This window comes from Desulfococcus multivorans (genome assembly GCF_001854245.1).
Lineage (GTDB): Bacteria > Desulfobacterota > Desulfobacteria > Desulfobacterales > Desulfococcaceae > Desulfococcus > Desulfococcus multivorans.
The window spans coordinates 458,203-476,720 of sequence record NZ_CP015381.1 but is presented as its reverse complement, the minus strand read 5'-3'; the positions used below and the strand labels follow the sequence as shown (position 1 = coordinate 476,720).

Sequence of the window (18,518 nt, the reverse complement as noted above, 5' to 3'; positions counted from 1 at the left end):
ACAAGATAGTGGATACTACCATTACCATTATTCCCACAATTGCGTGGTTTCTCGCCGCAGCGATAGGCACGTCCGTTCTGATAATTGTTTTTCTGCTGTACCTATTCAATCACCGCAGAATTTCCGTAATCACGGAACTGGGCGGGAGTGTGGCGGATCTCATGGCAAAAAAAACACTTCTCGAAGCGGATTATGAAGCGGTCCGCGACCATATCAGAGCGCAGAAAGAAGAATTGCTGCGTGTTGACGCCGAACGGGCAGAACATGAAAAACTGCGCCTTGAGCTGGATGAACTGACTCGGAAAGTGCAGGCTATGGATAGCCAGAATCAGTCACTCAGGGATGAGGTGGGACGACTGGAGCTGGAAAAACATCAACATGTGGGAAAGATTCGTCAGATTACCGAAGAGATTCAGGCTGCCATAGACCAACGGGACGCTGCATCAGAAGAACTCAAAATTTTGGGGGAGAAGATCAAAGCCCTGAATGAGGAGGTGCGACAAAAGGAAGAAACCAAAACGACCATGATGATGGAATTCTATAGATTAAAAAAAGATATTGATGAAATCCAGGCCCGCAAGCGAGACCTACGGGAGAAGCTCTCCGATTCCGAGGCTCGTTTTCAATCCTTAGCAAAGAAGGAACAGAACCTTCGAGATATCTGTGCGCGGAAGGAAATCCTTGGGGCCGAACTTTCCGAAATAGTAGAGCAGAAAAAAGCAGAGTTGGCTGAAGTGGAAAAGACGTTGCGAAACTTCGACCAGAAACGTGAACAAATGATCCAAGTTGAGGAGAGACGGGCCTATCTAGAACGAGAGGTTAGCCGTCTGGAAATTGAACGAAACCGTTTGATGGCGGAAAACGATGCCGGAGGCACGAAAAACCCCTCCAAATCCTTCAACGATCTCTTGGTGGCACCGGCCTGTCTCAATCCCGAAGAATTCCCCCCAAAACGTCTGCAGATGGACGAGGTTCTGGCCCTGCAAAAATTCAAGGATCATCTTGTGAGGGAAGCTCTGGTTTTCCCTGATCGCGTGGTAAACTCCTTCCATACATCGCTCAAATGTGCGGACATCAATCCCCTGACCGTTATGGCCGGCGTCTCCGGCACGGGCAAAACATTGCTGCCTATCAAGTATGCACAACTCATGGGCATGCATCTGCTGGTTATGGCTGTTCAGCCACGCTGGGATTCGCCCCAGGATATGTTTGGGTTCTATAATTATCTGGAAAAGCAATACAAGGCCACTGAAATGGCACAAGCATTGGTTCGTATGGATCAATACCATCCATTCATGGGAACCGGTGGGGTTAGCAAAGATCGAATGCTTATGGTCCTTATGGATGAAATGAACCTCGCTCGAACAGAATACTACTTCAGTGAATTCCTATCCAAGCTGGAATTGCGCCGCGACGTAAAAGATCCGACGGATCCATCCGATCGTAAGCGGGCTGAAATCGTACTGGACCTTGGTCCGAGCGGCACCGAGGCATCACGTCTCTGGGTCGGCGGTAACGTGCTCTTTGTTGGCACTATGAACGAGGATGAGACCACACAAAGTCTCTCGGACAAAGTTCTCGACCGCTCCAATGTGCTTCGCTTCGGAAAGCCTGCAAGCCAACTGACGCAAAAACAAGAGTCCCACGAAACTGAAAAGGCGGACGGATTTCTGACACATGACGTCTGGAATAGCTGGATTCATGGATTCGACGAACAATCTCCTTGGAGCCGAACAGTTGCGGGCTGGACGGAGGCAATAAATTCAGCCCTCCAAAAAATAGGCAGACCGTTTGGCTACCGCGTGGAAAAGGCCATCCGTTCCTATGTTGCTAATTATCCCAGGATCGGAAGAGGAGAAGTCTATAAATTGGCGTTTGCGGATCAGATTGAGCAGAAGATTCTACCCAAACTGAGAGGCCTTGATGTATCGGAACCCCATGCAGCTGAATGCTTGACGCAGATACAAGATATTATCGTTGAATTGGGGGATGGAGAACTCATTGATGCATTCAATGAGGCAAAAGAAAAGAGCAACACCAGCCTGTTCCTCTGGCACGGCGTGCCGCGGAGATAAAGATGGCTCAGATGCCGGCGCCCATTGAAGTATGTTTTCACCACTGGCCCTGGTCTGTGGATGTCGAGGAAGAATCTGTTCCCGCCACGAACGACGGTGTCGTATTGCCGTTTTTCGGTTCCCCAGTGCTCTCCGTGATGAGCGGTGCCCAAGTTTTGCTTGCTGTACGGCATGAAAAATTCGTTCCCTTAGGGCCGCCCTTTTTGGACGGGACTGAAGTGTATGAAACGCCTCATGGCATTCTTTCACACTCGGGTCATGGTCAAGGAGCGATGATGATATTCTCCAACGGAAGGCGCTATAATATTACAATCGAAGCCAAGGGAGCACAGCGCAGAACTACAGCCGACGGCAAGACGGAAAGCCTTCTGGCACGCATGGTTCTTGGATGGTCACAATTCTTTGATGATCTGCTGGATGACAAGACCAACCGACAGTCAAAAGGGGGCATGATTCCCTGGAACACTGTTCTGGAATTTCTCAAACAACAATCGAATGATATACAACAGCCTCGTCTTTCTTTGATCGTGCGTATTGCCGAGGAGATGAGCGCCGGCTTATCTGGAACGGTTCAGGGAATGCGGCGGATTCTCCTGCGGGAGCGCAACATGCAGCGAATCAACCGTATATGTGAGACGGACGTCCGTTGTTTACAGTGGTTTGTGCGCCAACCTGGCGCCAACATGGCGGAAAAGGGCGGCAGCAGGCAGGAATTGCTGGCCGTAGTGCGCAGGGAATCTTTTGACGTGCTGGAAAACCGCGTGCTCAAAGATTTTATACACCGTTGCGATGCAGAGTCTCTTCGTTATATTACAAACGAGGTGGAGATCAATGCGCAGTTCATGGATTCCAAGCGGGCGCGGGACGTGCGGCGTTTTCGAGAAATATGTGTAGATGCAGGCAAGCATCCGGATTTTGAGGGGGTACCCAAGGCCAGGGCTGGAGTCCGGCCTAATTATGTTCTCCAAAACGATCTACGCTACCGCAAGATTTGGGCGTGGTACTGCCGCCTGTTGCGCCGGGAAGAAGACGAAGACCGCTTCTGGGACTGGCAAGCCCGGACCTGGGCGGACATCGTCCGGCTGCTTATGAATCTTGCTATTGTCCATCTCGAACGCGAAGGGTTGAAGCCGCCACAGAACGGCATTCGGATCCGAAAGGTGATAGGCTCGTCCCTTCATGTGACTCGCGAACAAATACTCGGCAGTCGCACTCGGGGCGGGTCCGAGCCCGGTCCATTTGTCATTGAAAGGATCGCCAACGGGACACCACGTTCCATCGCTATCCTGGAAGTTGTGCACCCGGATGAGGCAAGCGAACATATTCTGACCCAAAGCCTGAGCCGGACCGGAGGACACCTCTATCTTGTGGTGCGGCCATTGGGCGAATCTCCCAACAGAAATCACGTACTCATCGTTTGGGGTATCAACACTGCTGGTACCAATCAGGAAATCTTTTGGGAAGGTATTTCTGAATCTGCAACGAGCGCGATGAGATTCCACAGAAATGTTCTGGCAGGGGCTCGCATCCCAAATTTGCCAATTCTGCAGGGGTTGGTAGCCGCCAGTTCTTTATATGCTGAGGAAACGAATGTTGTGCGTGAATTATCGGACGCACCTGTGGTGATTATGCCATCCGACCCTCGTCATTGGCACGAGGTCGTCGAATACCTCGCAATCCTTTTAGACGATAGGTTGGATAGACTGGTATGATCAACAAAACAATTTTCGGTTGTGCTGCATTCGGTTTGGCAGACCAGGTCCTTCAGGTCGAAGGTAGAGCAAGTGATGGATCCCTTTGTATTGCAAATGCGGTGTTGCCGACCCATCCCTCAGGTATAATCCACACAGGCGCTACTGCAGAGGAGAATCGTATCCACTCAGGACTGGCCTGGCCTCCAGAAGCAAGAGTTAATCACAACGCTCCCCTGCGCCGTGCGCCCATCCCGTGTGTCTGGCATGGGCTGGTGGAGGCTGGGGACCGTTCAGCCCGTTGGCAAGTGGGACGGGGTGTAAGCTTCACACTCAGTCGTATCCTTTCCGAACATGTAGCGAATCTTCTTAAAAAATCAGGATGCAGCGCACAGGATACAGCTGTGTTGGCCATACCGGACTCACTTGACGAATTCGGGCAGGAAATGTTGCTCCGTGACCTGAAAATCTGCGGGTTCGAGAATATTCAGTTTCTGTGGAGGCCAGTGGCCGCTGCACTCTCCTGGTTGTCCAAACTGAACCCCAAAAATGTGTTTACTGAAAACACGAGCGTTAAGGAACACATTATGGTGGTCTACCTTGGACCTGATGGTGTTGAGATGACCACATTCCGTTTACATCGGGAGGAACACGACAATACCCTATTCATCATCCCCGTGCGCGAACGCCCTGGCCATGTCTCCTCTGTTGCGGGTTTTGATTGGGCCGCCAATGCCCTTGAAAAGACCTATCCGGGAATAGATGATGGCGCGTTCTGGCAGGCGTTCACAAAATTCCCCCATGTTTGGGAGGCCCTTTCCGGGCGGTCGTTTTCTTCGAACGTGGATGTCTGGAGTTTAGAGGACCGATGGACATTTTGGGCTCCGGATGAAAGATTGGTCGAGTGCGCCGGAAGTGTACCCGCTGCTCCCAATAGCCGTTTGCGTGCGCTGTTGGAAAATTCGTGTAGACTTTTCTCGGTGGTTTCTGAGAAAGAGGAGACACCAGCAGCAGAAGCTCTTGCAAAACTATTCATAAGCGTGCTCGACTCCCGACCTCAAAGTCGCTTGCGTGGCATCATTGTCTCGGGTCCGCTTTGCCCCCCAAGACTGCCGATATGGATCCAATCGGCAGAGGACAAGCTGCAAGCCTTTGGCATTAAAGCCAATACCACATCTCCACAATTAGATACTATCTGGTTGGCCCACGAGGAAAACCCCGTGATTGATGGATGTGCCGAGTATGGGCGGCGCCTTGATAGAGGTTTGCCCACCTATCTTGATACGCTCCCCCAACTTTCTGTGCTTGCTGAGCAGCAGGGTGATCATATTTGGGTAGATCTGCTCAATGCTGAGACCTGCCAAGGCGGCAAGCCTTACAAACCGGCAGCCATCCGAGGGAAATTTGCGATCCAGGCTGGAGCGCAACATCTTCAAGTATTTCTCAAAAAGGGGGGAATACGAGGAAGGATTGATCTGGAAGCACCGGAATCACTTGAAGGGCAGGAAACCAGACTTCCACAAAGCAGTCGCTCCGAGATCATTGCCAAAGTGCGACAGGCTGGAACCTACGAGGAGGTGCTCAAATCATTCGCAAACAAAGAAATGGAGACGCTTGAATACGCCAGAAAGCTGGCTCGTGAGCTGTTCGGCAACCCTTTCCGACGCGCAGAGTTTGCATTTCCTTCAGTGCCGGAAGCGAACATGCCCGTGGATATATCCTTGGAGATTCGGCCTGCCAGCGGTCTGGCACAGATCACCCTTGTCCCGAGCTTTTCCGAAGATGCGGCATTCCTGCGCGGCCGCCAGATATTCCTGGATTATTCGACAATGGCGGAAGCCGACCCTCCGCCCCCGCCAACCCGGGGATGGCCGGACGTGATCACCCTCAAGGTCGATCCCACGGCATCGTTCCTGTTGCATTTTAAATATGAAATCAAGAAATATTTAAAGACGACACCACTCACTCCTGATTTCATGAGCATTGTGGACGGCGTCAAAAATGCTCTGACAAGATTTACCAACAACCCAACAGATGAAGGCTTTGAGCACCTGCGGCCGATTGATCAGGATGGAAAGGCAGGAAATCAAGAGGCATCTATGGTGATTGACAGGCTAGCGGACAAGGCAGAAAAAGATTTTGTGGACATCAGTCCAGCCAACAAGATGGGATTCGTCGTTAGGATGAGTTGGCTTTTTGCAAAGACCCCAAATAGGGTGGTACAGCAAATCCGAACATATATCTCGCAGAATCTTTACAACCAAAAGTGGAATTACGGGGTTGATGCCGGAGGCAGAGTTTTTACGGCGGAAGAAGACTTCCGGCTTCTTTATGAAAAAATTTATAAACGAATCAAGAGTAATCACAACAAACCTTTTCCGATTCAGTCATCGAGAGCGCTCTGGCGTTCTCTGAGCTTGCGGGATAAAAGCCCCCGAGCCATGGCACGCACTCAGGCCAAAACATTTACTGAAGAAGCTGTTAAAATATTGGAACAGGAATCTGACCTCGGGAACTTTGAAAGAAGTTTTTTTCAAGCCGCACGCCTTTTTCTTTTCCTATTGCGATTCCGCGTTGTGGACCACGATTTCCTTGATCCGAGCAATCCGATGGATAGTGATCTGTTTGAACGTGCGCTGAAATGTCTGAAGGCAGCAGAAAACCATTTTTCTCATAGTCAGGCTACCGGCGCTGTCAGGGCAAAAGAACTCGTAATCGGCATAGAAAAATTCATGCGTTACGAGGGCAGCAACGACATTCTTACCGCGTTGGATGAATTGGCTGGATAACTCCGGTGGGCAGATGAAATATGGTCAAAAACAAGTTATATGAATGTTTCCAAAAAGATAGATCCCCATCCCCAAGCCCTTTGAGGGGGAACACTATCGCTATGGTGGTCAAGGACATACGCCTTTCGTTCGGCTTCCGCGCCTTCCTGTCCATAGACCGCTTCATTGGTGCTGGTCAAGCCTTTTCGCCCTGAAAAACCCATGAAATGCCAGGGTCGGTCATACTGTTTTTCCACCAGAAAATACTCAGCGCTCACCAAGGCCTGTCCATGAGACCTACTTGTGAAAAGAACCTTGCCAGTTTCGAAATTGATAGCTACCCGCCGCCACACTTCCCACATTTTTTCCAGAGTCTCGTTCTGCCTGAGCAGCCGAACCGCACAGTACGAGCCACCCTTCGTTCGCTGTGTGGCGTGGGAGGGGGAGTCGTGAGGCTACTTCCTATCCTAATATGCAGGGAAATTATTGAACTTCATGTCGGATTGTGTGCTCAACCGAGCGGTGCCCGAGGACTATGTTTCCAACCATCATCATTTCCCCTTTTCGTCTTCTTCAGCTTTTTAGCGTTTTAACCGATCCGAGGGTCGGTTCCAAAATTTACAAGAAAACGACGTTTTCTTAGAAGAGATAATTGGTGTCACTCGAAATACTCCTTCTTGACGGCATTATAGGTTTTGGCAAACACATGATACGCTGATAAGATGGATATTTCGAATATTTTTTTGCTTTATGCTATAAAATCACACTTGTTTCAGGGTTAGACGCGCTTTTACTGTCCCAGGAAGCCGCGCACGTCCTCGATGCTGTATGCTGGTACCCGACGGTGCAAAACTGCATGGCAATTGGGACATACGGGCCGCAAGTCCTTCACCGGATCAACCCGGTGCACTCCGCCCGTTTCCGACAAAGGATGCAGGTGGTGAACATGGATGAACCCTTCAGCCACCGGACCATAAGCAGCAGTGAAGTTGAATCCACAGATGCAGCAGGTGGTACCATGAGCTGCGATGCAGCGCCGGCGAGCCTCCGGGTCACGCTCGTAAGCGCTGACCACTACTCGATACACCGCCCCCTCGACTATCGACTCAGTTGCGGCGGCGATCTCCTCCGGGAGAAGCACCCCGGTACTTTCGACCCATCCGAGCTGTTCCAATGCTTGAGCGACCTCGGGCCGCATAATCCAGTGCCATTCACCATGCCGTTTCTCGAACCAAACCAACGTGCCAAGGTACTCCGGCTCTGGGGAGTAATCCAATCGCTCGCCAACAAGCCTAGCCAACCGGCCGTACTGCAAGTTGGCGACCGAATAACTGCTGTAACCGACTAATTCCGCAAGTTGCGTGGCTGTAACCGTATGTTCTGGGGCATGATAGTGGAGGCGGAGAAGCTGATAATGGCAATCAGTAAGACCTGTAATGGATTGAAACGCAGCGACATATCTGTCAGCCGGAGGTGGTGCGAATGACGCTTCTGTAGGCATGTTTCGATTTCCTTCACATAGCACCTATGATTGATCGTAATTAAAATAAGTTCAAAAAAGTCGTTTAAGAGTTAGCCACCAGTAAACTGACCGCAAGTGGCGTCGGCACATCGATTTTGAAGCCCATCACGAAGCATGGCAACGGCCGGTTGGGGATGCCTCACGATCATCGGCCTGTAGCTGTTGAAACTTGTTATAGAGATAGGGGTCACTCCTCGATAAAGAAATCTGTGTCAACCTTCCTGACCTCGTAAACGGCTGCCGAACTGACCCCGACCCCGTGATCTATCATCAACTGGACAAGATCGGCTCCATCAATCAAGACAACTTTCGGATCAATTTGTCCGACATAGTCGAGTGCTTCCCTTGAAAAGCGACTGGTTGTGATGAAGACGCCTTTCTTTGCACGTTGGCCATGCAGCGCACCGACAAATTTCTGTATTTCGGGACGGCCGACAACCGCTTCCCATCTTTTCGCCTGGAGGTATATGGCATCGAGGCCGAGGCGATCTTCCTTGATGACGCCGTCTATGCCCTCATCTGCGGTTTTTCTTGTAGCTTTCCCCGCTTCTTTGACCGAACCGCCATAGCCCATGGCGACGAGCAAGTGTACCACCAACCGCTCAAAAAACTCGGGGCTATTCCCGTTGATGAGGTGAAGCAGTTCATTGGCAACCTCGTCGCGCAGTTGCTGATATGCCTGTTCCAGCGTTTCCTCCGGCGTTGTGGGGCTTGTTTCCTTGTCATTTGTCTGCGTCACTTTATCGGTGCGATTTTTGTTGCTCGCCTGCCGGAACTCCTGAAACTCAGGAAAACGCTCAAGGTACTTGATATCAATTCGATCCGGACTTTCCGCCAGAACTTTCCGTCCACGGTCGGATATGTGAAACATCCCCCTTTTGGGAGATTCCAGCACACCTGCCTGTGTGAGATAGGCCTTGGCCCATGCTACCCGGTTTGCAAAAGTGGTCTGCCTTCCACTTGGCAGTCTTTCGTCAAGATCTTCCTGTGAAAGCCCTAACCGGTTAGCCAACGCCTCTCGGGTTGCCTGCAGTGAATGCTCGTTGCCGTCAGCGGCGAATTTGAGTATGGGCAGCATCAATGATTGAAAATCCGGTACAGCCAATCGGCACCTCCAATGTTTATCGGATACTCGGATATTGAGGCGGCATTCGGGCATTTCCCCTTTCGTTCCATTCCAACTGAAACGCAGCCCGCTTCAGTGAAAAATAGGCAATACGCCAAACGAATCCCATTTTTTTACCGCCGTCTCCAAATCCGAGCGCGATCTTAAAACTTTTCTTCTCTCCGGTCAATGCGCACAAGTACCTATTGTCGCATAGGTATAAATACCTATCGGCCTGATCCAACATAACAAGGTGATGAAGAGATACGGAGATCGGAATGCGGAAGGTCGAATACGTGGAAGGTAATAGCGGCTGACGTGGGTCGGCACCCCGGGTGGATGCCGACGCGTTTTCGATGCAGGCCGTCATGACCCGGCGGCCCGGCATATTGCACAATTGCGGGCCGCCGATCACGGGGAAATTGGGCTCAACAGCTGCCGGGTGCTTTCGGGGCGTTCACCCTTTCAAAACCGCCTCCCCGGGCGCCGTGGCGTTGGTCTTTTTGGGCAGGGTTGCAAGCCGATGTCCCGACGGTGCGAACAGGTTACAAGAGCCGCCCGGATCAGCTTCGGGAGGGTCGGGGCGGGGATGGGTTTTCATCCGGGCACGGAGCGTTGCGAGCTCGCCGGCCATGCGTTCGCGGAATTCGTGAAACTCGCTTCCGGCAAACTCCCGGCGGCGGTCAATCTCCGTGATCGCCAGGCGCGTCTCCTTGATCTCCGCCATGACCAGGGCGATGTTCTCTCTCAGGTCCGACCTGGATGCGGCGTTCTCGACCTTCAGGTTCAGGCGCTTGATGCTGCCTTGGAGATGTCGCAGGCTCGCGGCCGTCCGGGCGGCCGACTGGAGCCAGCCGATGAGCGCCAGGACCACGGCCGTGACAACACCCCAGAGCTCGGGAATCTCGACTGTCGGCATGTCCTTAACCTCCTTTCCGGCCCCTCCCCTCCGGCCTGGGCGCCGAAGCGGAAGGGACATTGCAGTTCTCAGTTGATCTTCAGCACGATATCGCTTCCGGCCCGGCACCGGCGGTCGATGTTTACCGCCGTCTTTCCCGGGAACCGGCTCTCGATGACGACGGCCAGGTTCCGGCCGGGTTCGTAGGCGCTGTCCGTGAGGAGCGCGTTGAGCATGGGCGCGAAGTTGGGGGACTGCACCGCCGCGCCCGGGGCCCAGGCCTGGGTGAGGTCCCAGTGGGTTCGCATTGCCCGTTGCCCCGCCAGGATCGCGGCCCGCTGGCTCTGCCCGGTGGGCAACGCCGGGTTCGGGGTGATGCCGATGTGCGCGACAAGGGGGTCCTCCGTCTTGCCCGCGGTCCGGGCGACGGCCTTGAGATCCGTGCACCACGAATGGGTCTCGGCGCTGTTGAAGCTGATGTTGACGTGACCCAGAATCCGGCCCTCGCCGATGGGGCTGCATTCCACGAGGAAGGTCGCGGGCGCGGTAATCGGATCCTCGGTGAAGAGACTCCCGACCGGCTGCCCCCCGGTGTCGTTGACGGTGATCCAGATCCCGCCCCCGCCGTTGTCAACGGGGTCCACGCTGATCCTGAAGTGGGTCACCCCGTCCAGGACGAGCTGGGGGGCGAGCCCGTTCAGGTCGATGCCCCCCTCGGAGATCTTCCACATGCCGTTCTCCCATTCCCCCAAGGCGACGTAGTCGCTCCCGGTCCATTCGGTGACGGTCATCAGGTCCCGGACCAGGGCTTCCCCGCCGTCCGCCGTGAACTTGAGCCGGGCCGAGGCAACGGGCTTTTTGGGAAGCTGAACGTTTTCAAAAAAGACAACGGACCGGAGCAGGCCGGCCGCCTCGGTGCGGCCCAGGGTGATGAGCTGCCCCTCGGGATTGGCGGACGCCGCTTCGAACGCACCGCCGACGCCCTCGGCGTCGCAGTGTCCGGCCACGGCATAGAAGATCTCCCGGGGCGTGGTGTCCGGGGGTGGGGCCGCATAGGCCGCGTTGGCCGTGAAGGCGACCCGCGTGGCCTCCAGGAGCTCGTCCGGCGCATGGCCGTAGCTCCCCATGAAATCCACCATCTCCACGGTGCTTTCAGGGTCCGTCTGCAGGAGGTCGTACTCGCAGACCGCATCCTCCCGGAACATCAACAGGACGAATGCCTTGTCCTTGCTTTGCCAGGCAGCCGGGCCCACCGCCCTTCCGCCGAAGGTATCGCCGGTGTTGACGATGCCCTTGTATTCCATCTTCCATCTTTTCTCCGCCCCGGCCTGAATGAGATCCGCCAGCAGGGACGAACATTGCTTGAATGCCATATTCCGAAACCTCCGTTAATCCTGGGTCCAGCCTTCCGGCAGAGACGCTGTTTCGAGAGCGAGCTGAAAACAGATTCGACTCGACGCCCTGATCCCCCTTCAGCCTTCAGTCTCTTTCCGATCACTGTCACGAACGTCGATTTGAGTAAAAAAAAGCCCGGAAGCCCCATACGGGCCACCAGGCTTTTGCGGGTTGAAGGGTTTATCCGGCCTAGACGACGGTCGGGGCCAGGGCCGTCATGGCGGCGACGTCACCGCCGTGGTTCGCGAGGAAGTCGGCGATGGTCTCCGCCACGTCGGCAGGGTCCTGGGCCTCGAGGGTGGCGCGCACCGACTCGTCGGCCTTGTAGAAGATGAACAGCGCGTCCCGGGGGCTGCCCTCCTTGAGGTCCACCTTCCCGGTTTCATCCTTGGGCCTGCCGTTGTAGGCGACCGGGCCGATGCCCGTGGGGTTTTCAGCGGTCTTGATGCGGGCGTCGGCGGCCAGGGTCCAGTTGAGATCGTCGGCGCCGTTTTCCAGAAGAGACGCCGCAACGAGCGAGTCCTGTTCCCAGTCGAGCGGTAGAATGGCCATGATGTTGTCCTCCTTTCAGGTTTGGGGTTAATGTTTACCCGCTTCTTACCAGATAACGTCTTTTCGTGTGGGACGCTTGGGGACAAACCGGCACGGCAATCCAAAAAAAACGGCCGATGCGCTGAAATTCCCGCTGAGATCGCCCATTATGCCGCCCGACCTCCTGTCGCCAGGACGGCCCTTGCCACATCCTTCAGGATCCCGACCCATTCATCCTTGGTGATCTTGCCGTCTTCGAGGGCCCGGGTCATCGAATCCAGCAACGCCACGACGGCGCCAAGATAGACGATGTATTTCATCATGATCAATGCCTCCTTTTTCAGTTGTTGAGGTTGTATCCGGCCAGAAGCCACGCCTTGAGGGCGGGCCTGGGCACCAGCCACCAGGTCCCGACCCGGATCGCCTCCAGCTCTCCGGAATCGATGGCCCTGTATACGCGGCTCTTGCCGATGCCCATGATTCTGCGGATGTCCTTTGGTCCGTATTCCTCTTCCGGGAATTTTGCATCGAACCATGTGTCAAACCATTCCGGGGTGATATCCATGCCAGACTCCTTGGTATCGGGGTTATGCGGTTCGTTTTCTGGGGTTGAAACAGGGCAGAGCGGTTAGTTCGCCGTCTCGGACACGGCGTTTTCGCGGCGATCCTCGCCGTCCCATCGATCTTCCAGAAACAGTTTGAACGAGGTGTTCCGGGCCAACCGCTCCGGTTCGGTTTTCTCGGAACGCCTGCGAATGAACGCGTTGGTCTCGGACAGGAAGGCCTGTTTCAGCTCGGCTTGCTCTTTTGGGAACAGTCGCAAAAACGCGTCGGCCAGCTCCTCTTGACGAAAGAGGCGGCGTTGCGCTTGTTGCAGGCTTGCCGGCGGATGCCACCCCCACTCCCGGCGCGCCGCCTTCAGTGCGTTGATCTCCTGGATGATCTCCATGGGGGTCGGGCAGAAGCGGCTTTTCTTGAGCACTTGGGCGATAGCCTCCCGGACCTCGTCGTAGCTGTAATCATCCAAAGACAGCATGACCAATTTCAGGGCGTCGGGGCTGTAACGCCTGCCGTAAATCTCGGCCATACCCCGAACCAGCCTTACCATGTCTCCCGGATTTCCCGCTCGAGCGCTCTAAGCTCAGCTTCCCAAACCGGATCCGGACCGCCGCATACTTCCATGATTTCCCTGTTGATCTCTTTCAACCGCTCGTCGGTTTCGTCGGCGTGCCAGTCTTCTTTCGTGTAAACAGGTTTTGAAAAAAGGCGGTGGGGGGCTGCTGGTTTCTTCCCCCTGGTTTCTTTTACTGGTTTCTTATACTGGGTCAAAATTTTTGCCATGTTCCGGTCAAATTTTTTTACCTGTACAGGTAAAATTTTTTTCCCGGTCCCGACTGTTGACGGGGGAAAATCTTTTACCGGTACGGGCAAATTTTTTTCCCGGGTTACCGTTTGAATTTTGGGCCGGACGACAGCCTTCGGCACGGCTGCCTCGTTCTTCTTCGCAGAGGCCTTCTCACCCTTCCCCAGCGCTTCCAGATTAATCTCGAATCGTCGCGTGCACCGCTTCCCTGAAGAAATTTCGTCAATCGCCGCCTTTTCCAGCAGGGAACCAATCGCCTTCCGGGCCGTGGGCTTCGAGAGGCCCGTCTTCGCGGCGATGTATTTCACGGCATACTTTTTGTTCGGATCGCGCCATCCGAGATTCTTGCGGATCATGAGCGCCAGAACCTTGAGCTCGTTTCCGGAGTATCGGTCGAGGTTGTCCAGAATGCTGTTCGGGAATCTTGTCCAGTTTTCGGTGGGATGTTCGATTGACATTTTCTCTCTCCGTTTGTGTCAGAATAGGAACCGATCCATTTTGCCTTTCCGGCTGCCTGGGTTGCTACGCCGCTACAACCTATGACTTAAGCTATTGCCTTTAATTATGGTTAGTTAGAAAATTTCTACCGAGAAGAAAGTATCTTTTTGGAAAAACAAACACCGTGAGATATCAAAGTTGTCACATATTTTTAACAGCGGCGGAAATAACGCACCGATGGCCGAATATCGTACAACATCGCGATCTTTGCTATTCTTTTTGGCATACTTGTGCTGACTCAGGGTGTTTGTTATCCGGGCGCGATAATTTTTTTAAAATCGAATCGATACTTGATTCACATCACAGGGTTATATTTCTATCAGAAAGAAAATTATAAGTCAAGTAATTCGCTTGCCTGTAAGCTTAAAAGGCGTTTATAGAAAGATACTAACGAATAGAAATTTTCAGCAGGAGAACAAAAAAATGCCGGAGGGCCTTAAATGCGACGAGATTCGGAAAATCCTTGCGAAGTATCAGAAGGAGCGCGGCCAACTGGCGAAGCTAAGCCGAGCCGCCGGTGTCAGCGCCCCGGTCCTGGGGCGGATCGCCAGTGGGAAACAGAAGGCGCTGTCGGTGGAGTCATGGCTGCGGCTGCATCGGTATGACCCCGAGGTGTTTCCCCCGCCGCCGATGATAAACAGCGTCAATACCAAACACGGCAAGGGGTTCTCGGCTAAAGCGATGGAGATGTATCCGAGAATTGAGCGGATTATCGACCACGCCAACGAATCAGCCGAGGCCGATCTGCCGTGGGCGGTTTTTCTGGAGCTCTGCATCAACAGCCTGAAGAACGAAAAACTGAAAATCAAGAAGCGTACCTCTTGACCCGTGCCTTCCAGGCCGGCATCAAGAGGTATGGAATCGCGGTCACCGCACGGGTTCGGCACGATGATCGGAAATCCGGGGGAACCCGGGAACCAACCGCGATATACGGCCCCGTTGCGCCAAACCCAAACCCCGATGCCCGGATGATATGACATCACGGTCAATGTAGGGGCGGACCTGCGTGTCCGCCCTCATCCCGCACCCCACCAACCGATGTTCCATACCCCGCCAAATACGGCCCTGTTGCGGCAACCCCCTGCCACGACGGCCAGATCATATGCCATCACGGTCACCGTAGGGGCGGACCTGCGTGTCCGCCCTCATCCCGCACCCCACCTAACGATGTTCCATACCCCGCCAAATACGGCCCTGTTGCGACAACCCCCTGCCACGACGGCCAGATCATATGACATCACGGTCACCGTAGGGGCGGACCTGTGTGTCCGCCCTGATTCCGTACCGCAATGACGACATTTCTTTTTCCGGTTTCGCGCTATCGGCAATGTACCGCCTCATGTGATGGTACGGAAAAAGTCGATGTTTTGGGAAGAAGATGATGGGAGAGGAAAAGAAAGGAAGAAGATCGATCACGCATTTTCAGCCCGACGGGGTTGGTGCAGTTTAAGAACGCCGCTGACACGCGGCGACTGGGACAGAGCTTTCTCCCGGGATCCCATGCGGGAGCGACGACGGCCCGCAAATGGTTCCGAACTAAAGAGGCGAAAGCGATCGAGCCCTTTGCCGTCGCGGCGACACGAGCGCCCGGCAGCGGGATAAGCCCGCGATCAACCGCAGCCTTCGTTTCCAATCAGGATGTCACGGCCTCGCGGAACCGTGCGCAGCATATTGATCACCCTCGCTCAATATGAAGAGTGCTCAACGCCTTTCGGCATCGGAGATCGGTGCGGTTAAGCGGGCGTTCGAGGGGGAGATCGAACAACTGTGCTCAACGCCTTTCGGCATCGGAGATCGGTGCGGTGGTGGATCTGTTCGGCTTGGAGTATTCCGACGAGTGCTCAACGCCTTTCGGCATCGGAGATCGGTGCGGGAGTTGCTGAATGACGGCCCTCCTTTTGGACATCTGTGCTCAACGCCTTTCGGCATCGGAGATCGGTGCGGAGCTCGGAGCGTTTGCGCTGTGGCTATCAAAGCCCGTGCTCAACGCCTTTCGGCATCGGAGATCGGTGCGGAGCTCGGAGCGTTTGCGCTGTGGCTATCAAAGCCCGTGCTCAACGCCTTTCGGCATCGGAGATCGGTGCGGTCGCCGGCACCCGAGCCGATCCGTCGACCACACAAGTGCTCAACGCCTTTCGGCATCGGAGATCGGTGCGGGCGAAGGCTGCTGGGCCTTCGGAAAAGAAGTGCAAGTGCTCAACGCCTTTCGGCATCGGAGATCGGTGCGGAATCTCACCGCCCTGGAAAATATCGTGCAACGTCCGTGCTCAACGCCTTTCGGCATCGGAGATCGGTGCGGTTCGGGTCCCGTTCACATTGCCGGCGGGTTAGCAGTGCTCAACGCCTTTCGGCATCGGAGATCGGTGCGGACGGGATCCACCCGGGTGTAGTCGAGGGGCTCCGTGTGCTCAACGCCTTTCGGCATCGGAGATCGGTGCGGACAACAATGACAGTTGTTGATCCTGGTAGTGTCACAGTGCTCAACGCCTTTCGGCATCGGAGATCGGTGCGGTCGTTGCCATACTGCTTCATCTGTCTGATCAAAAGTGCTCAACGCCTTTCGGCATCGGAGATCGGTGCGGGCTCCGAAACAATCTTCTTTGCCCGGTCTTCGACCTGTGCTCAACGCCTTTCGGCATCGGAGATCGGTGCGGAGGATCCGCTGAAGCGCAACAACGTTTTGCTCCGGTGCTCAACGCCTTTCGGCATCGGAGATCGGTGCGGCCTGTGCTGTTGATGGCTCCTGTAACGGTCTACAAGTGCTCAACGCCTTTCGGCATCGGAGATCGGTGCGGTCAAGACGGCGGAACAGGAGAAACTATTTCAGGCGTGCTCAACGCCTTTCGGCATCGGAGATCGGTGCGGCCGCCTGGAGCTGATCATCAAGCTTCAACGACAACGGTGCTCAACGCCTTTCGGCATCGGAGATCGGTGCGGGTCCGCTTCAATTCGATTACATTCCCCTCATGGGGTGCTCAACACCTTTCGGCATCGGAGATCGGTGCGGCTGCCAAGCACAGCGCCGCTCTGGCCCCCAACTTGTGCTCAACGCCTTTCGGCATCGGAGATCGGTGCGGCGGAAGGCTCAGAAATGCGATGTGATCCTGCTCGATGTGCTCAACGCCTTTCGGCATCGGAGATCGGTGCGGTCCCATTCCTTCGATAAATCTTTTTCGGCTTGTAGTGCTCAACGCCTTTCGGCATCGGAGATCGGTGCGGACCTTTTTACCCTTGGCCATCTTGTCATAAGGCTTGTGCTCAACGCCTTTCGGCATCGGAGATCGGTGCGGCTGCGCCGGGGATATTATCGCTCTTGTCCCCCATGTGCTCAACGCCTTTCGGCATCGGAGATCGGTGCGGCCCTTGTTGTAAACAGGCATGATCACTCGCTTCAGGTGCTCAACGCCTTTCGGCATCGGAGATCGGTGCGGCAGAGCGCCTATGGCAAGCCTACGGTGGGGATCAGTGCTCAACGCCTTTCGGCATCGGAGATCGGTGCGGTCCATTTCCATCAGCATATTGATCTGCTTATCCAGGTGCTCAACGCCTTTCGGCATCGGAGATCGGTGCGGTTGAGATGGACGATATCCTCAGGCTTGAATGCCGGGTGCTCAACGCCTTTCGGCATCGGAGATCGGTGCGGACCGAGGACTTGACCGAGGACTTGACCGACCTACCAGTGCTCAACGCCTTTCGGCATCGGAGATCGGTGCGGTTCGGGTAGGTCTTGCTTTGAAGGGATTTGAAATGTGCTCAACGCCTTTCGGCATCGGAGATCGGTGCGGCTTTCACCTCATGGATCGACATTCGCAATTCATTAATGTGCTCAACGCCTTTCGGCATCGGAGATCGGTGCGGACCGGCGCGGTTACGATTCCACTGTTTACACTGAGTGCTCAACGCCTTTCGGCATCGGAGATCGGTGCGGGCCGAGCTTGTGCCGATATTCAATGGCCTGCCAACGTGCTCAACGCCTTTCGGCATCGGAGATCGGTGCGGGCCGAGCTTGTGCCGATATTCAATGGCCTGCCAACGTGCTCAACGCCTTTCGGCATCGGAGATCGGTGCGGTCCCTGTCAAATTCACGACTGTTCAGTCTAATGCTGTGCTCAACGCCTTTCGGCATCGGAGATCGGTGCGGCGGCCGAAGCGACTTTTCAAATGCCGCTTTCAATTCTTGTGCTCAACGCCTTTCGGCATCGGAGATCGGTGCGGTCGAGCCAATATCAGAAAGAACTGCACGATGGGAGTGCTCAACGCCTTTCGGCATCGGAGATCGGTGCGGATCATCTACGCCAATATCAACACGATCTATTTCGGGTGCTCAACGCCTTTCGGCATCGGAGATCGGTGCGGTCGCCGCCTTACAAATCCTGGTTGCCCTTTGGATGTGCTCAACGCCTTTCGGCATCGGAGATCGGTGCGGATAAGGCGTGCTAAGCGCCCTGGGCAAAAATCCATAGTGCTCAACGCCTTTCGGCATCGGAGATCGGTGCGGACTTCATGATTCTCGGCGCGGCTTGGTTAGGTCCCGTGCTCAACGCCTTTCGGCATCGGAGATCGGTGCGGACGAGTTCGGGCATGATGAAATCAGCGGTTCCACGTGCTCAACGCCTTTCGGCATCGGAGATCGGTGCGGTCGGGATCGAGATCCGGCTCTACGCCGGAGTTC

At 54.7% G+C, this 18,518-nt stretch carries 14 protein-coding genes and 1 CRISPR repeat array (1 of these 15 running past the window's edge); of the genes, 4 read left to right on the top strand and 10 right to left on the bottom strand.

Annotated elements, in window-relative coordinates:
• Nucleotides 1–8: 8 nt before the first annotated feature.
• From dmul_RS02015 to dmul_RS02005, 3 genes are read left to right on the top strand one after another with little or no spacing between them, the layout of a single operon-like run.
• Complete coding sequence (locus dmul_RS02015; RefSeq protein ID WP_020875529.1) at nt 9–2,075, top strand: hypothetical protein; 2,067 nt, start codon at nt 9–11, stop codon at nt 2,073–2,075.
• A gap of 2 nt (nt 2,076–2,077) precedes the next feature.
• Complete coding sequence (locus dmul_RS02010) at nt 2,078–3,787, top strand: DUF2357 domain-containing protein (RefSeq protein ID WP_040414287.1); 1,710 nt, start codon at nt 2,078–2,080, stop codon at nt 3,785–3,787.
• Nucleotides 3,784–6,555, top strand: a complete 2,772-nt coding sequence (locus dmul_RS02005; RefSeq protein WP_020875531.1) for a hypothetical protein — start codon at nt 3,784–3,786, stop codon at nt 6,553–6,555. The genes dmul_RS02010 and dmul_RS02005 overlap by 4 nt, the downstream gene beginning before the upstream one ends.
• A gap of 35 nt (nt 6,556–6,590) precedes the next feature.
• On the opposite strand, the gene dmul_RS02000 is transcribed toward dmul_RS02005, so the two are convergent.
• The 10 genes from dmul_RS02000 to dmul_RS01960 form a co-directional block, all read right to left on the bottom strand.
• Nucleotides 6,591–6,896: a hypothetical protein gene (locus tag dmul_RS02000; protein ID WP_040414290.1), complete on the bottom strand. Its 306-nt coding sequence runs from the start codon at nt 6,894–6,896 to the stop codon at nt 6,591–6,593.
• Nucleotides 6,897–7,324: 428 nt separating this feature from the next.
• Nucleotides 7,325–8,035 (bottom strand): HNH endonuclease, encoded by a 711-nt coding sequence (locus tag dmul_RS01995; RefSeq protein ID WP_020875532.1) that lies wholly within the window; start codon nt 8,033–8,035, stop codon nt 7,325–7,327.
• 208 nt (nt 8,036–8,243) lie between these two features.
• On the bottom strand, nt 8,244–9,161 hold the full coding sequence (locus dmul_RS01990) for a restriction endonuclease (protein ID WP_020875533.1): 918 nt from the start codon (nt 9,159–9,161) through the stop codon (nt 8,244–8,246).
• Between the two features lie 457 nt (nt 9,162–9,618).
• Nucleotides 9,619–10,080, bottom strand: a complete 462-nt coding sequence (locus dmul_RS01985) for a hypothetical protein (RefSeq protein WP_020875534.1) — start codon at nt 10,078–10,080, stop codon at nt 9,619–9,621.
• A 68-nt stretch (nt 10,081–10,148) separates the two neighbouring features.
• Nucleotides 10,149–11,432, bottom strand: a complete 1,284-nt coding sequence (locus tag dmul_RS01980) for a hypothetical protein (protein ID WP_020875535.1) — start codon at nt 11,430–11,432, stop codon at nt 10,149–10,151.
• A gap of 211 nt (nt 11,433–11,643) precedes the next feature.
• Complete coding sequence (locus tag dmul_RS01975) at nt 11,644–12,006, bottom strand: hypothetical protein (protein WP_020875536.1); 363 nt, start codon at nt 12,004–12,006, stop codon at nt 11,644–11,646.
• Between the two features lie 146 nt (nt 12,007–12,152).
• A complete protein-coding gene (locus dmul_RS19995) occupies nt 12,153–12,308 on the bottom strand; it encodes a hypothetical protein (RefSeq protein WP_020875537.1) in 156 nt (51 codons plus the stop codon).
• A gap of 17 nt (nt 12,309–12,325) precedes the next feature.
• Nucleotides 12,326–12,550 carry an excisionase family DNA-binding protein gene (locus tag dmul_RS01970; RefSeq protein WP_020875538.1) on the bottom strand — a complete coding sequence of 75 codons (225 nt, stop codon included), beginning with the start codon at nt 12,548–12,550 and terminating at the stop codon, nt 12,326–12,328.
• A 63-nt stretch (nt 12,551–12,613) separates the two neighbouring features.
• Nucleotides 12,614–13,093 carry a hypothetical protein gene (locus dmul_RS01965; protein ID WP_020875539.1) on the bottom strand — a complete coding sequence of 160 codons (480 nt, stop codon included), beginning with the start codon at nt 13,091–13,093 and terminating at the stop codon, nt 12,614–12,616.
• The gene (locus tag dmul_RS01960) at nt 13,087–13,806 is read right to left on the bottom strand and encodes a hypothetical protein (RefSeq protein ID WP_020875540.1); all 720 of its coding nucleotides are present in this window, start codon (nt 13,804–13,806) and stop codon (nt 13,087–13,089) included. Before dmul_RS01960 ends, dmul_RS01965 begins: the two co-directional genes overlap by 7 nt.
• A gap of 463 nt (nt 13,807–14,269) precedes the next feature.
• Between dmul_RS01960 and dmul_RS01955 the strand changes: the two genes are divergently transcribed.
• Complete coding sequence (locus tag dmul_RS01955) at nt 14,270–14,671, top strand: hypothetical protein (RefSeq protein WP_020875541.1); 402 nt, start codon at nt 14,270–14,272, stop codon at nt 14,669–14,671.
• An 872-nt stretch (nt 14,672–15,543) separates the two neighbouring features.
• Nucleotides 15,544–18,518: a CRISPR direct-repeat array (repeat unit 36 nt; unit sequence GTGCTCAACGCCTTTCGGCATCGGAGATCGGTGCGG) (it continues 2,960 nt past the right edge of the window).

Bases quoted from the DNA above. Each gene is read 5' to 3' on its own strand.
- dmul_RS02000 (WP_040414290.1), bottom strand. From the start codon at position 6,896: ATGTGGGAAGTGTGGCGGCGGGTAGCTATCAATTTCGAAACTGGCAAG.
- dmul_RS02005 (WP_020875531.1), top strand. From the start codon at position 3,784: ATGATCAACAAAACAATTTTCGGTTGTGCTGCATTCGGTTTGGCAGAC.
- dmul_RS01965 (WP_020875539.1), bottom strand. From the start codon at position 13,093: ATGGTAAGGCTGGTTCGGGGTATGGCCGAGATTTACGGCAGGCGTTAC.
- dmul_RS01995 (WP_020875532.1), bottom strand. From the start codon at position 8,035: ATGCCTACAGAAGCGTCATTCGCACCACCTCCGGCTGACAGATATGTC.
- dmul_RS19995 (WP_020875537.1), bottom strand. From the start codon at position 12,308: ATGATGAAATACATCGTCTATCTTGGCGCCGTCGTGGCGTTGCTGGAT.
- dmul_RS01980 (WP_020875535.1), bottom strand. From the start codon at position 11,432: ATGGCATTCAAGCAATGTTCGTCCCTGCTGGCGGATCTCATTCAGGCC.
- dmul_RS01955 (WP_020875541.1), top strand. From the start codon at position 14,270: ATGCCGGAGGGCCTTAAATGCGACGAGATTCGGAAAATCCTTGCGAAG.
- dmul_RS01960 (WP_020875540.1), bottom strand. From the start codon at position 13,806: ATGTCAATCGAACATCCCACCGAAAACTGGACAAGATTCCCGAACAGC.
- dmul_RS01985 (WP_020875534.1), bottom strand. From the start codon at position 10,080: ATGCCGACAGTCGAGATTCCCGAGCTCTGGGGTGTTGTCACGGCCGTG.
- dmul_RS02010 (WP_040414287.1), top strand. From the start codon at position 2,078: ATGGCTCAGATGCCGGCGCCCATTGAAGTATGTTTTCACCACTGGCCC.
- dmul_RS01975 (WP_020875536.1), bottom strand. From the start codon at position 12,006: ATGGCCATTCTACCGCTCGACTGGGAACAGGACTCGCTCGTTGCGGCG.
- dmul_RS01970 (WP_020875538.1), bottom strand. From the start codon at position 12,550: ATGGATATCACCCCGGAATGGTTTGACACATGGTTCGATGCAAAATTC.